Here is a 12,875-nt window from a genome sequence, read left to right as displayed (position 1 = left end):
CGCAACCGCCCGATCAGCGGCGCTTCACATTGCGTTCAGCCGCGGGGCTTGTAGAGGTGTCGTCAATGCGCGCCTCGCACCATCCTCTGGCGGTCTGCCTTGCCCTGCTGGCGAGCCTGATCTTCGCCGCGCAGCCGGCTGCGGCGCAATCGATCCTGCGCGATGCCGAGACCGAGGAATTGCTGCGCGACATGCTCGCCCCGCTGGTCGAGGCGAGCGAATTGTCGCCCGGCAATGTCGAGGTGGTGCTGATCAACGACGGTTCGGTCAACGCCTTCGTCGCGGGCGGGCAGGCGATCTATGTCCATTCGGGCCTGCTCGGCACCGCCGACACCGCGAACGAGGTGCAGGGTGTGCTGGCGCACGAACTCGGCCACATCACCGCAGGCCACGCGGTGCGGTTCGACGAACGCAGCAAGGCGGCCAACGGGATTTCGATCCTTTCACTGCTGCTGGGTGTCGGCGCGGCGCTGGCGGGGGCGGGCGAGGCGGCGATGGGCGTGATCGCGGCGGGACAGCAGGCCGCGGTGGGCAGTTTCCTGTCGTTCAACCGCAACCAGGAAGCCGCCACCGATCTTGCGGGCGCACGCTATCTTTCGGGCGCGGGCATCACCGGCAAGGGGATGATCTCGTTCTTCGAGAAGCTGCGCGGCAACGAAATCCGCGCCGGATACAGCCAGGCCGACGAAGCCGCCTATGCGCGCACGCACCCCCTTTCGGGCGACCGTATCCAGGTGCTGCGCACCCTGCTCGAAGAAGACCCGGCGTGGAACGCGCCCGAGGATGCCGGCCTGCAGGAACGCTTCGTGCGCGCCAAGGCCAAGCTGTTCGGTTATCTCGCCGAACCGCAGCGCACGCTCGCGGCCTATCCGCCGTCCGATACCAGCGCGCCCGCGCGCTATGCCCGCGCCTATGCCTATCACAAGGACGCGCGGATCGACATGGCGCTCGCCGAAACCGACGCGCTGCTCGCGGCAGAGCCCGACAATCCGTGGTTCCTTGAGTTGAAAGGGCAGGTGCTGCTCGAAAGCGGGCGCGCGGCCGATGCTCTGGTGCCGCTGCGCCGTGCGACCGAACTGACCCGCGCGCAGCCACTGGTCGCAGGGTTATTGGGCCACGCGCTGATCGCGACCGAGGACAAGGCCAACTTCGCCGAAGCCGAAGGCGTGCTGCGCGCCTCGGTGCAGAAGGATCGCTACAATCCCTTTGCCTGGTATCAGCTCGGCGTCGTCTACGAAGCACGCGGCGATACCGCGCGCGCGCGGCTGGCGAGCGCGGAGGTGCAGGTGATGAACCGGCAATATCCCCAAGCGCTCGCCAATGCGCAGGCCGCCGAGGCCTATCTGCCCTATGGCTCGCCCGACTGGATTCGCGCGCAGGACGTGGGCCTCGAAGCCCGCGCCGAACTGGAACGGGTGCGCAAGCGGCGCTAGGCGGCATGGCCCCGCCACGCTAGAAGCGCCGAGACAGGAACGATTGCCCCATGCCCAGCGACACCCCCGCCCCGCCCGCAACCCTGCGGCACACGCTGCTGACCGCGCTGCTGGCGCTTGCCTTCGGCTTTCTGGGCGCGGCGCTGTGGAGCTATTCGGGCCTCGCCGACAACCGCACGCGCAGCTTCCTGCTGGGTAACCCCGACTTGCTGCCGCAGATGGCGCAAGCCTACGAGGAACAGGAGGCCGTCAGCAGGCTGGCGCAGATGGGGGGCGAGGTGTTCGCCCCCTTCCCCGGCGTGGTGCTCGGCAATCCGCAGGGCAAGACAGTGCTGGTCGAATTTACCGATTACAATTGCCCCTATTGCGAGGCGAGCCTCAAGGACGTGAACCGGTTGATCGCCGAAAACCCCGATCTGAAGGTCGTGATCCGCGAATGGCCGATCTTCGAAGGCTCCGACACCGCCTCGCGCATGGCGCTCGCGGCGGGGATGCAGGGCAAATACCGCGCGTTCCACGATGCGATGTTCCAGAGCGGCGATGTGACCGCCGCGGCGCGCGCCGCCGGGCTCGACATGGACCGCGCCGCACGCGATGCGGCGTCCGATGCGGTATCGACCGAGATCGCGCGCAATCTCGAACTGGCACGCGCGCTGGGCTTTACCGGCACGCCCGCCTGGGTGGCAGGCAAGCGGCCCTTTGGCGGCGCGGTGGGGTATGAGAAGCTGAAGGCGGCGCTCGCGGCGGCCGAACCGGTCGCTTGAGCCGCGCGCTGCGCGGCGCAGGCTTGCTCGCCGGGCTGCTGGCAATCCCGGGGCTGGCCCAGTCCGCGCCGCGCGCACCGGTCGATTATGCGGCCGAACGCGCGGCGATCGCGCGCTATCAGGATGCCGACCAGCGCCTGCAGGACGCCGGCTGGCGGCTGGCGCGCGCCAATGCGCCGTTCTGCCCGGTGGTGGTGCAGGCCATCGGGCTGCAATTGCAGGACATGGCGAGTTACGGCGTGCCCGCAATTGCGCGCACCGCGCTGGGGCTGAGGCGCGAGATCGCGGTGCAGACCGCCGCGCGCGGATCGCCTGCCGCTGCTTCCGGGGCCTTCACCCGCAACCGCGAGATCGCCGCGCTCGGCCCGCTCGACCCCAACAGCCTTGCCGCCGCGCCGCAGTTCGAGTGGCAGCGGCTCGCGCGGCTGCACAACCATATCGAAGCGATGCTGACCGAACATGGCGGGATCGCGGTCGTCTTTGCCGATGGCGAAACCGCGCGGGTGGCCCCGGTCGAGGTCTGCGCCAGCCGGTTCGAACTGATGGGCGACGGCGACAAGGCGGTGGCGGACGGCGCGAGGGTGGTGATCGGAGTGGGCTTTCCCGCCTTCGCCTATCCCGAAGACGAGATTTTTGCCGCGCTGGTCGCGCACGAATTGGCGCATAACGTGCTGGGCCACGACGCCTGGCTCGACCGCCACGGACGCAGCGACCGCAATGTCCGCCGGATCGAGCGCGAGGCCGACCGGCTGGTGCCGTGGCTGCTGGCCAATGCGGGCCATGATCCGGCCGCCGGGCCGCGCTTCATGCGCCGCTGGGGCGCGCGCCACGATGCGGGGCTGCGGATGCGCCGCAAGCACGAAGGCTGGGACGAGCGCGCACAGCATATGGAGCGCGAACTGCCCGCAGTGGCCGCGCTGCTGGCCGCTACGGGGAAGGCCGACTGGGCCGTGCATTTCCGCCGCGAAATCAGCATCGCGGATTGATCTTTCGGCGATTTCCGACGTCCCGCTTGCGTCAGGCCGTGGCTGCCCCGCGCCGGCATGCTCGATTCATCGTGCCGTTTGCGACGAAATGAGTTAGACCCGTCGGCCTATGGCAGTGCTTCAGATCCAGGCGGCGCCGTTCTTCGCCAGCAAGAACCGGGCGTTCTGGAACCTCCAGCTGGCAGGCTGGGGCGCGGCGTTCCTGCTGCGCGCGGTCTCCGCGCTCGCCAACCAGCAGCCGCTCGATATCCTTGCGCTGATCCTCGTCACCACGATCACCGGCTTTTCGATCAGCCTGATTCTGTCGGTGATCTATCGCCGGCTGATTCACCAGATGCCGCTGGTGACCTGGGGCCTGACCGCGGTGGTCTTGTTCTTCGCGGTCCTCCTCCACGCCTCGATCGATGCCTGGGTGCAGGGCGTCTATTACGCGGGCATGCGCGATGTGACCTTTGCGCAGCGGCTGATCGGGCTTCTCTATCTCCCGCTGACGCTGCTCGGCGGGTGGAGCGCGCTTTATTACGCGATCAACTTCTTCCTGACGGTCGAACAGCAGGCCGACCGGCTCGAACGACTGGAAGCGCAGGCCACCGCCGCGCAGCTCGCCATGCTGCGCTATCAGCTGAACCCGCATTTCCTGTTCAATACGCTCAATTCGATCAGCACGCTGGTGCTGCTGAAACAGACCGAGCCTGCCAATGCGATGCTGACCCGTCTGTCGGGGTTCCTGCGCCACACGCTGATCGCCGAACCCGGCAGCCAGGTCAGCCTTGCGCAGGAGGTGGAGACCTTGCAGCTTTATCTCGATATCGAGCGCATGCGGTTCGAGGAACGGCTGCGCACCCGGTTCGAAATCGAAGACGACGCGATGCACGCGCAATTGCCCGCGATGCTGCTCCAGCCGCTGGTCGAGAACGCGATCAAATATGCCGTCAGCACACAGGAAGAAGGCGCCGAAATCGCGCTCACCGCGCGCGTGGTCGGCGGGCGGTTGCGGCTGACGGTGGCGGATACCGGGCCGGGCGCGGACGACGGCGCGCCCGGCACCGGCAGCATGTCTGCACCGGCCCGCCCCGTTTCGACCGGCGTCGGTCTTGCCAATATCCGCAACCGGCTTGCACAGGCCTACGGCGATACACACCTGTTTGAAACCCGTTCGGAAGCTGGGGGCGGCTTTACCGTGATGATCGAAATCCCCTTCACCCGGGCCGACGCACCCGAGCCTGTTGCACTCGCCCGCAAGGCCCCTGCAACACCCGGCCATGTCGCACCCCTGTCCCCTGCGCCACAAACCATCGGAACCCCCGCATGACCATCAGAACCATCCTCGTCGACGACGAAAAGCTCGCCATCCAGGGCCTGCAACTGCGCCTTCAGGCGTTCGAGGACGTCGAGATCATCGACACCTGCGCCAACGGGCGCGAGGCGATCCGCAAGATCAAGACCGAGAAGCCCGATCTCGTCTTCCTCGACATCCAGATGCCCGGTTTCGACGGCTTTTCGGTGGTGAAGGGCGTGATGGAGATCGAGCCGCCGCTGTTCGTCTTCGTCACCGCCTACGAGGAACACGCGATCCGCGCGTTCGAGGCCAATGCGGTCAATTACCTGATGAAGCCGGTCGACGAGCAGAAGCTCGCCGACACCATCGAACGCGTGCGCCAGCGCCTTGCGGAAAAGAAATCGTCCGAGGACGCGGGCCAGTTGCTCGAAGTGCTCTCGGAAATCGCGCCCGACCGTGCGGCCGATTTCGTCGAGACCGCAGCGCCTGCCGCCGAAAGCGCGGACCGTTTCGAAAAGCTGATCAACGTCAAGGACCGCGGCCAGATCTTCCGTGTCGAAGTCGACACGATCGAGCATATCGAGGCCGCGGGCGATTACATGATCATCTCCACCGGCGACAATTCGCTGGTGCTGCGCGAGACGATGAAGGACCTGGAGCGCCGCTTGGACCCGCGCAAGTTCCAGCGCGTCCATCGCTCGACGATCGTCAACCTCGACCTCGTCCGGCAGGTCAAGCCCCACACCAACGGCGAATGCTTCCTCGTGCTCGACAGCGGCGCGGAAGTGAAGGTTTCGCGCTCCTACCGCGATGTGGTGGCGCGCTTCGTGCATTGATGTTTTTGATGGCGAGCCCGCCTCCGCGGGCTCGTCCTCGGCGCTGTTCCTTCGCTTCGCTACGGGCGCCTGCGGGCGGCCGTTCGGCCTTGCGGACCCTGGCGGGTCCGATATGGCTGACCCGTTGCCGGCAGACATTGTCATGGCATCGCGTGTCTCCCCTCGACGAGGCTCGTTGCAAACGGCTAGGGTGAACCCATGACCCCGTTCACGCTCCCCGGCTTCGATCTTCCCAAATTCATCCGCGAAACGCTCGCCGAAGACCTCGGCGAAGGGCTGGCTGGCGGCGGGCGCGATGTGACGTCCGAAAGCGTGATCCCTGCGGACGCGCGCTTTACCGGCGTCATGGACAGCCGCGACGGGATCGTGGTCGCGGGCCTGCCGCTCGCCGAGGCGTTCTTCCGCCATCTCGACCCCGATTGCCGCATCGAAACGCTGGTGCGCGACGGCGACAAGGTTGCCCCCGGCACCGATCTGATGCGGATCGAAGGCACCGCGCGCGCGCTGCTGACTGCCGAGCGCAGCGCATTGAACATCGTCCAGCACCTCTCGGGCATCGCCACCAAGACGCAGGACTATGTCACCGCGATGCGCGGGCCCGGCGGCAATCCCGCCTGCACACTGCTCGACACGCGCAAGACCATCCCCGGCCTCCGGTTCCTCGAAAAATACGCGACCCGTCAGGGCGGCGCGCAAAACCACCGCATGGGGCTGTGGGATGCGGCAATGATCAAGGACAACCATGTCGCGGTTGCCGGCAGCGTCGGCGAGGCGGTGCGCCGCGCGCGCGAGGGGGGCGTTGAACGGATTATCTGCGAAGTCGACAGTCTCGACCAGATCGAGCCCGCGCTCGCCGCCGGCGCGCATCACCTGCTGCTCGACAACATGGACGCCGCCACGCTGGCCGAGGCGGTGAAGCTGGTCGCGGGCCGCGTGCCGACCGAGGCGAGCGGCGGGGTCAATATCTGGACGATCGCCGAAAAGGCCGCGAGCGGGGTCGATTACATCTCGGTCGGGCGCATCACGCAAAGCGCGCCGGCAGCCGATATCGGGCTGGATTTCAAGCCGCTATGATCCCGCTCGCGCGGCGACGGCCGGGCAGCATCACGGGCTTTGCGGTGCTGTTTTTCGCCGGGGCGCTGCTGACATTCGCCCACGGCATCACCGATCTGGCCGCGCGGCAGACGGCGCTCGAAGCGTCCCTCCCCGCGGTCCCGTGGTCGGAAGATGCGGTGATCGTGTGGCAGAGCATGTGGCTGTCGATTGCGCTGATCCCGGTGGCGATGGTGTGGCTTTCGGGGGTGCGTTTTGCGCGTTGGATGGTGACGGTGATGGCGCTGGTCAAACTGGCCAACCTGCTGGCAACCGGGGGGGGAGGCATGATTGATTGGGCGGCGATGCTGCTCGGCCTGATCGCGGTCGCGCTGTTGTTCACCCCTGCGAGCAGCCGCTGGTTTGCGCAGAGAGCGGAGGCGAACCCTGCGCCGCTTCGCTAGCCTTCTTGCCGCGCTCGCGCTGGCGCTTCCCGCTGCGGCCCATGCGCAGGCCTATCAATGCCGCGTGCCGCAAATCTCGCGCGTTCCCACGGTCACCCCCGACGGCCCCCGCCGGAATGCTGCGATCACCGGCTACACCCTCGCCTTGAGCTGGAGCCCGGAATTCTGCCGCACGCGCAAGTCCGATCCCGCGCACGCGGTGCAATGCGGCGGCGGCAATGGCAGCTTCGGCCTCGTCGTCCACGGGCTCTGGCCCGAAAGCGCGAAGGGCTGGCCGCAGTGGTGCACGGCGCGGCGCGCGCTCACCCCCGCCGAAGTGCGCGGCGCGATGTGCCGGATGCCCTCGGCGCGGCTGGTCGCGCGGCAATGGGCCAAGCACGGCAGCTGCATGGTCAGCCGCCCGCAAAGCTATCTGAAAGTGATCGCGATCCTCGAAGGCGGGCTGCGCCTGCCCGATTACGACCGCATCAGCCGCGAGGAGGGCCTCACCGCAGGCCGCATCCGGGCAAGCTTTGCCGATGCCAACCCCGACTGGCCCGAAAGCGCGGTGGCAGTCGAATTGAACCCGCGCGGCTGGCTCGAGGAAATCCGCCTGTGCTATTCCAAGCGCTTCCGCCCCGCCCCCTGCCCGGCGGGCCGCCGCGGCGCACAAGGCAGCGCGCCGGCGAGGATCTGGCGCGGCTTGTAAAGGGCCGCCGGAACCGCTCCGGCAGCCCCCGCCTTCATCAGAACGCGTAACGCGCCACCACCTGGAACACCGGGCCGGCGCGTTCGCTCTCCAACTCGTATTCGTCGAAGTCGCGGGCGATCTGGTCGCCGGTGGTGGCGAACTTGTTGAAGTCCTCGTCCTTGGTCCCGTCGAGCAGGTTCGATCCCACCGCGCGGATCGTGAAGCTGTCGCCGAAGCGTTTCTCGACGAAGATTTCGAGATCCGCGCCATAGCGCGTGGTCACTTCCTCGCCCACCACGCGGCCATAGGCTGCGCCCTGCTTGCGGTAGGTCGCGCCAAAGGCCGCGCCGAAATCGGGCAGGTTCTGGATCGCGCCGAAATTGTAGACATATTTGGACTGGTCGTTGAACCGCCGCTCCCCGAATTCATCGGTGATGGTGCTGTCGAGCAGCGCGAGGTTTCCGAACACGCCGGTATCGGGCAGGCCGATGAACGCGAGGCTGAACGAGGCGTCGAATTCGATCCCGTAAACCTCGCCGCTGCCGGTGTTGCGCGGGGTGTAGATGAAGGTGCGCGATCCGGTGCCGGGAATGGGGTTGCCATTGGCATCCAGCGTGGGCGGCCTGTCCTCCGAGCCGCGGCTGGGAACGCCATTGGCATCGAGTTCGGTCGCCAGTTCGGTGAGATTGCCGATATCGCGGTAGAAGACGTTGACCCCGATGATGCCGGTCTTGCCGATCTTGTGTTCGTACCCCAGATCGCCGCCCCAAGCGGTTTCGGGCAGCAGCAGCGGATTACCGCGGAAATCATTGTCCCCCAACTCCGCTGGAAGCAGGCCGGGCGTGATGAAATCGAAGTTCGGGCGGCGCAGCGTGCGTGCGGCCGATGCCGTGATCCGGCCAGCGCCAAGGTCGAGCTTGAACGATGCCGAGGGCAGCAACACGTCGTAATCATTGCGGAAGGTGCCCAGCCCCCCGGGCGTCAGATCGGTGACGGTGACATCGGTGTTTTCCCAGCGCACCCCGGCCTCGAAGGTCAGCGCGCCGCTGGTCCCCTCGATCAGCGCGTAAAGATCGCGGCGATCCTCGGCGATGGTGTTCGATGCGGTCACGCCCAGCGCGGGGAAGGGATCCGGCGCGAATTCGCCCGGATTGCGCGCGAACTGGTCATAGCCCTGCCGATCGGCGGCGGTCAGGTTGAAGCGGCTGCGCACCTCCTGAAGATCGAACCGGCGGTCCTTGTCTTGCGCAAACCCGCCCACCGCCAGCGTCAGATCGTCGCCCAGCGCAAAGCCCTGTTCGAGATTGACGAAAACCTCCTTGTCGGCGGTGTCGCGCAGCGTCAGGTCGCCGGTGAAGCGCGGCGCGCTGCGGTCGAAATCGACCTCGTATTCGAACTCGTCCTGGCGGTCGTCGAAGCGCGAGAAACCCGCGCGAAGCTTCGTCTCGCCAAAGCCCCAGTCATGGTCGAGCTTGCCGATAATCGCCCAGCTTTTCGTGGTGATATCGTTGACGTTGGCATTGTCGGTCAGAAGGTTGCCCGCCGGCACCGCGCGCACCGGGCCGTTGATCGCTGAGGGATCGTTGTATTCGAACGACCGCTCGGTCTCGGTCCGTTCAGTCCGCACGACATTGCCGAGCAGTTCGAAGGTGGTCGTCTCGCTTTCGATCCCCCAGCTGGCATTGAAGGCATAATCGGTGCCGTCGCGGGTATCGGTCTGGTCTTCGCGGTTGTCGAAATCATCCGTCGCGAAATCGGGGTTGTTCTCCGGGCTGTCGCCATAGCGCAGGCTGGATTTGCGCTTGGGGTTGTAACGCCCCTGCACGTTCGCACCCAGCAGCACCCGCCCGCCTGCCAGCGCGCCGCCATAATAGAACCCGCCCGAAGGCTTCACCTCGCCATCGTCGAAGAACAGCCCGCCTGCGCGCAAGTATCCGCCATCGAAGGTGTAGCCATCGCGCAGCTTGATGTTGAGCGATCCGGCCACCGCGTCCCCGGTGCGCCGCGCGGAGGAGGAGCGCACGATCTCGACCTGTTCGATCAGTTCGGCCGGGATGCGGTCGAGGAAGAACGAACGGTCGGCCTGCCCGCCGGGCACGCGCTCGCCGTTGATCAGCACCTGCGTGTAACCCGGATCGAGCCCGCGCAGCCGCGCGCCGTCGCTTTCGATCACGTCGGACAGGAAGGTGACGCCCGGCACGCGCTTCAAGGCATCGCCCGCGGTCAGCGGTTCGAAGCGCTGGAAATATTCCTCGTCATAGACCAGCACGGGCTCGGCATTGTCCGAGCGGTTGCGGAACCCGATGCCGCCCTGCACCACGATTTCCTTCGCCGACTGGATTTCGCCGTCATCGCCCTCTGCGGTCTGCGCGATCGCGCCGCCGGCCTGTGCGGTGACCGCGGGCGTCTGGGCAGGGTCGTTCGCCAGCGCGGGGCTGGCCAGTGCAAGCGAGAAGGCCGACACGGCAGCGCCGGCAAGAAGCCTGTTGCGGATCATCATCTTTGTCCCTGTTCGGTCTCCGCATGCCGGAGCCGGTCGCCGCGGGCCCTAGGCAGGCTCGGTGACAGGGGCATGTCCGCAAGGCGACGGTTCGGTGACAGGCGCGACTGTTGCAAAACTGCCGCATCGGGGCGCTGTGCGGCGGATGCGGCAGCGCCCCGTGGATTGCGCCCGCACCGCGCTTGCCGGCCCCTTCCGGGCATGGTCTATGCTCTGAATATTGCTGCAATTTTCAGCTTGGGGGAGCCGCGCCGTCCATGAAAGCCAATTCCGTCTGGTCGCTGGCTCTGGGGCTTCTGGTTCTGCTGGCCGTGGTGGTCGGCGGCGGGCTGGGATCGTGCGCCGCCTATAACTCGATGCGCGTCTGGAACGCCCAAACCGCGGGCGAGGCCGAACTCGCGCAGGCACGCCAGAACCGCCAGATCGCAACGCTCGAGGCCGAGGCCAAGCTCGAAAGCGCCAAGCTTCTCGCCCAAGCCGAGGTCGAGCGGGCCAGGGGCGTGGCCGAAGCCAATCGCATCGTCGCCGACGGGCTCGGCGGGCCGGAGGGCTATCTGCGCTACCTCTATATCGAGAACATCGCGCAGTCGCAGGGGCAGATCATCTATGTGCCCACCGAAGGCGGCCTGCCGATCCTCGAAGCCGGGCGGCTGCAACCGCGCCCGCTCGCGCCGGTCGAGGAATAAGGCAAGACCGCCGATCCGCGCCTTGCCTGGCACCGGTCAGGCGCCTTTTGCCCCGCGTTTGGCCCCCGCCAGACCCCCTTCAGCCCGCTTTTGATCGGCTCTTGCGGCGATGTTTCACGTGAAACATCGCAGTCGGTTCAGCGCCGCTCACGGAAGAAGGCGCGCAGCATTGCCGCCGCCTCGGCCTCGCCGATGCCGGTGTAGATTTCGGGGCGGTGCAATGTCTGCGGCTGGTCGAACACCCGCGCGCCGTGTTCCACCGCGCCGCCCTTGGGATCGCTCGCCGCGTAATAGAGCCGGGCGATGCGCGCGTGCGCGATCGCGCCGGCACACATCGCGCAAGGTTCAAGCGTGACCCACAATTCGCACCCCGTCAGCCGTTCGTCCGCCAGCGTCTTTGCCGCAGCGCGAATCGCGCGCATTTCGGCATGCGCGGTGGGGTCGTGATCGGTGCGCGGGGTGTTGTGCGCTTCGGCGATCACCACGCCGTCCTTGACGATCACCGCGCCGATCGGCACTTCGCCCGCAGCCGCCGCGCTGCGCGCCGCGGACAGTGCGCGTTGCATCGGCAGGGGGAGCGGCCACTGGGTCATGCCGCATCGGCTAGCCCGCGGCGCCGCCCCGCGCAACTTGCTTGACGATTCGCACCTCGCCCGTTATGCGCGCCGCTTTCCTTGCCTAGCCTCGTGCTTGGGCGTTCCGATTTTTACGAGAAGAGACACACCATGTCGCGCATCTGCGAATTGACCGGCAAGGGTCGCCAGGTCGGCCACAACGTGAGCCACGCCAACAACAAGACCAAGCGCGTGTTCCTGCCCAACCTGCAGAACGTGACGCTGATGAGCGAAAAGCTCGAGCGCAGCTTCAAGTTCCGCGTGTCGACCCACGGTCTGCGCTCGGTGGAACACAATGGCGGCCTCGACAACTGGCTGCTCAAGACCAGCGACGACAAGCTGTCGACCGCGGCCCAGAAGGTCAAGCGCGAGCTGGTCAAGGCGCAGGCCGCAGCCTGATTGCCGCTGCCCTCGCAGGGCAGACGCTGAACGATCGAGCGTCCGGGTGACCGGGCGCTTTTTCGTGTTTGACTGGCGATCGCGCTGACGCGCGATGCGCACCGCCCGCCCCACCTCCCCGCCCGGCCACCATAACATAGTGGTACTATTGGTGGCCGGGCGGGGAGGTGTGGCGGGAGGGCTGCGCCACCGATGGTGGCCCAAAATCAAAACGCACCAGCAGGCTGCGCTGGAAGATCGAGAAATTGTCGTCCGAGACGACCCACAGGCTCCCGCGTGCGGGGTCTTGGGGTGAGGGGACGAAGGCCAGCCCTTCGAAATTGTCAGCGAAGATCCCGCCTTCGAGCCGCGCGATGACCCGGACCGGCCAGTCGCCACCGGCGCGAATCGCAGCCGGATCGGCAATCGCGATCGCGGTGTCGAACCTTGCAGGGATCGCATACCGCACCCGCCGCAGCAGGATCAGCACGCGCCCGTCGGGCACTTGTGTCGCATCCACCGGATCATACCCCGCAGGCGCCGCCAGCGCGAAGGTGAGCGGCTTTCCCCCGGAGAGCGGGTCGCGCGGGAACAGCAGCGCCTCGTGCCGCGGGGTGTCGTCATCAGTGCCCCCTTCGGCGATCACAAGGAAGCGGCCATCGGCCAGACGCTCCATCGTCTCGGGGCCGCTGTTGATGCTCCACTGAGCCATTGATGGCGGCGCGGCAACGCGGCGCGTGCCGTCGGGGGCATAGCGCACCACCAGATTGTCGAGCTCGAACCCTCCCCACAGCGTGCCGGTGGCAGGATCGCGCGCGAGCGATTCGAGATCGACCCATTCGGTTCGCCCGCGTCCCGTGATCCCGGCAAAGCGGAAACTGCCCGGCACCGCGCGCGGCGTGCCTTCACCGGAAATCGCAAGGTCGAGCAGGAACCCGCGATCGGTGCCCGCCACCAGCCCGCCGCTGCCCTTGGCGACCAGCGCGGAAAAGCCGCCGAACCAGCCGTGCGCGGAAGACATCCGCCACACCCCCGTCACCGCCAGCGCGCCCGACACGCCGCTGCGGTTCTGAAGCGGGGTCAGCGTCACCGACGCGGCATCGCGCCTTGTGCCGATATCGCTGCGCACACAGGTGCCCGGCGCCAGCCCCAGCGCGATCAGCGCCGCCAGCCCCGCACGCCAGCGCCGCGCAATAAGCGCGGCCGATGCGTCACGCGCCATCGGTGAGGAAA

The 12,875-nt window shown here is 67.1% G+C and carries 13 protein-coding genes; 10 read left to right on the top strand and 3 right to left on the bottom strand.

Annotation, left to right across the window (positions count from 1 at the left end; genetic code table 11):
* Window positions 1-65: 65 nt before the first annotated feature.
* The 8 genes from A9D12_RS05220 (at window position 66) to A9D12_RS05185 (ending at window position 7,482) form a co-directional block, all read left to right on the top strand.
* A complete protein-coding gene (locus A9D12_RS05220) occupies window positions 66-1,433 on the top strand; it encodes a M48 family metalloprotease (RefSeq protein ID WP_068350358.1) in 1,368 nt (455 codons plus the stop codon).
* A 50-nt stretch (window positions 1,434-1,483) separates the two neighbouring features.
* A complete protein-coding gene (locus A9D12_RS05215) occupies window positions 1,484-2,197 on the top strand; it encodes a DsbA family protein (RefSeq protein ID WP_068350357.1) in 714 nt (237 codons plus the stop codon).
* Window positions 2,194-3,183, top strand: coding sequence for a M48 family metalloprotease (locus A9D12_RS05210; RefSeq protein ID WP_231889700.1), 990 nt, complete (start codon window positions 2,194-2,196; stop codon window positions 3,181-3,183). The genes A9D12_RS05215 and A9D12_RS05210 overlap by 4 nt, the downstream gene beginning before the upstream one ends.
* A gap of 109 nt (window positions 3,184-3,292) precedes the next feature.
* Window positions 3,293-4,495: a sensor histidine kinase gene (locus A9D12_RS05205; RefSeq protein WP_068350356.1), complete on the top strand. Its 1,203-nt coding sequence runs from the start codon at window positions 3,293-3,295 to the stop codon at window positions 4,493-4,495.
* A complete protein-coding gene (locus A9D12_RS05200) occupies window positions 4,492-5,298 on the top strand; it encodes a LytR/AlgR family response regulator transcription factor (protein ID WP_068350355.1) in 807 nt (268 codons plus the stop codon). Before A9D12_RS05205 ends, A9D12_RS05200 begins: the two co-directional genes overlap by 4 nt.
* A 198-nt stretch (window positions 5,299-5,496) precedes the next feature.
* Window positions 5,497-6,372: a carboxylating nicotinate-nucleotide diphosphorylase gene (gene nadC / locus A9D12_RS05195; RefSeq protein ID WP_068350354.1), complete on the top strand. Its 876-nt coding sequence runs from the start codon at window positions 5,497-5,499 to the stop codon at window positions 6,370-6,372.
* Window positions 6,369-6,794: a hypothetical protein gene (locus A9D12_RS05190; RefSeq protein ID WP_068350353.1), complete on the top strand. Its 426-nt coding sequence runs from the start codon at window positions 6,369-6,371 to the stop codon at window positions 6,792-6,794. The genes nadC and A9D12_RS05190 overlap by 4 nt, the downstream gene beginning before the upstream one ends.
* Before the next feature lie 64 nt (window positions 6,795-6,858).
* Window positions 6,859-7,482: a ribonuclease T2 family protein gene (locus tag A9D12_RS05185; RefSeq protein WP_231889699.1), complete on the top strand. Its 624-nt coding sequence runs from the start codon at window positions 6,859-6,861 to the stop codon at window positions 7,480-7,482.
* Window positions 7,483-7,519: 37 nt separating this feature from the next.
* Here the strand turns inward: A9D12_RS05185 and A9D12_RS05180 are convergent, their stop codons facing one another.
* A complete protein-coding gene (locus A9D12_RS05180) occupies window positions 7,520-9,961 on the bottom strand; it encodes a TonB-dependent receptor plug domain-containing protein (RefSeq protein WP_068353699.1) in 2,442 nt (813 codons plus the stop codon).
* A 260-nt stretch (window positions 9,962-10,221) separates the two neighbouring features.
* Between A9D12_RS05180 and A9D12_RS05175 the strand changes: the two genes are divergently transcribed.
* Window positions 10,222-10,650 carry an SPFH domain-containing protein gene (locus tag A9D12_RS05175; protein ID WP_068350352.1) on the top strand — a complete coding sequence of 143 codons (429 nt, stop codon included), beginning with the start codon at window positions 10,222-10,224 and terminating at the stop codon, window positions 10,648-10,650.
* A gap of 137 nt (window positions 10,651-10,787) precedes the next feature.
* Here A9D12_RS05175 and A9D12_RS05170 read toward each other — a convergent pair whose 3' ends face one another.
* Complete coding sequence (locus A9D12_RS05170; protein WP_068350351.1) at window positions 10,788-11,243, bottom strand: nucleoside deaminase; 456 nt, start codon at window positions 11,241-11,243, stop codon at window positions 10,788-10,790.
* A 132-nt stretch (window positions 11,244-11,375) separates the two neighbouring features.
* On the opposite strand from A9D12_RS05170, the gene rpmB reads away from it, so the two are divergent.
* Window positions 11,376-11,663, top strand: a complete 288-nt coding sequence (rpmB, locus tag A9D12_RS05165) for a 50S ribosomal protein L28 (RefSeq protein ID WP_068350350.1) — start codon at window positions 11,376-11,378, stop codon at window positions 11,661-11,663.
* Between the two features lie 145 nt (window positions 11,664-11,808).
* On the opposite strand, the gene A9D12_RS05160 is transcribed toward rpmB, so the two are convergent.
* Entirely contained in the window at window positions 11,809-12,864 is a 1,056-nt protein-coding gene (locus A9D12_RS05160) for an esterase-like activity of phytase family protein (protein WP_068350349.1), read from the bottom strand.
* Window positions 12,865-12,875 lie beyond the last annotated feature (11 nt).

The organism is Erythrobacter neustonensis (assembly GCF_001663175.1).
GTDB classification, from domain to species: domain Bacteria; phylum Pseudomonadota; class Alphaproteobacteria; order Sphingomonadales; family Sphingomonadaceae; genus Erythrobacter; species Erythrobacter neustonensis.
The sequence above is the reverse complement of the archived record's forward strand: the minus strand, read 5'-3'. Positions and strand labels throughout refer to the sequence as shown.

Bases quoted from the DNA above. Each gene is read 5' to 3' on its own strand.
- A9D12_RS05200 (WP_068350355.1), top strand. From the start codon at position 4,492: ATGACCATCAGAACCATCCTCGTCGACGACGAAAAGCTCGCCATCCAG.
- A9D12_RS05215 (WP_068350357.1), top strand. From the start codon at position 1,484: ATGCCCAGCGACACCCCCGCCCCGCCCGCAACCCTGCGGCACACGCTG.
- A9D12_RS05205 (WP_068350356.1), top strand. From the start codon at position 3,293: ATGGCAGTGCTTCAGATCCAGGCGGCGCCGTTCTTCGCCAGCAAGAAC.
- A9D12_RS05160 (WP_068350349.1), bottom strand. From the start codon at position 12,864: ATGGCGCGTGACGCATCGGCCGCGCTTATTGCGCGGCGCTGGCGTGCG.
- A9D12_RS05220 (WP_068350358.1), top strand. From the start codon at position 66: ATGCGCGCCTCGCACCATCCTCTGGCGGTCTGCCTTGCCCTGCTGGCG.
- nadC (WP_068350354.1), top strand. From the start codon at position 5,497: ATGACCCCGTTCACGCTCCCCGGCTTCGATCTTCCCAAATTCATCCGC.
- A9D12_RS05180 (WP_068353699.1), bottom strand. From the start codon at position 9,961: ATGATCCGCAACAGGCTTCTTGCCGGCGCTGCCGTGTCGGCCTTCTCG.
- A9D12_RS05170 (WP_068350351.1), bottom strand. From the start codon at position 11,243: ATGACCCAGTGGCCGCTCCCCCTGCCGATGCAACGCGCACTGTCCGCG.
- A9D12_RS05190 (WP_068350353.1), top strand. From the start codon at position 6,369: ATGATCCCGCTCGCGCGGCGACGGCCGGGCAGCATCACGGGCTTTGCG.
- A9D12_RS05175 (WP_068350352.1), top strand. From the start codon at position 10,222: ATGAAAGCCAATTCCGTCTGGTCGCTGGCTCTGGGGCTTCTGGTTCTG.
- rpmB (WP_068350350.1), top strand. From the start codon at position 11,376: ATGTCGCGCATCTGCGAATTGACCGGCAAGGGTCGCCAGGTCGGCCAC.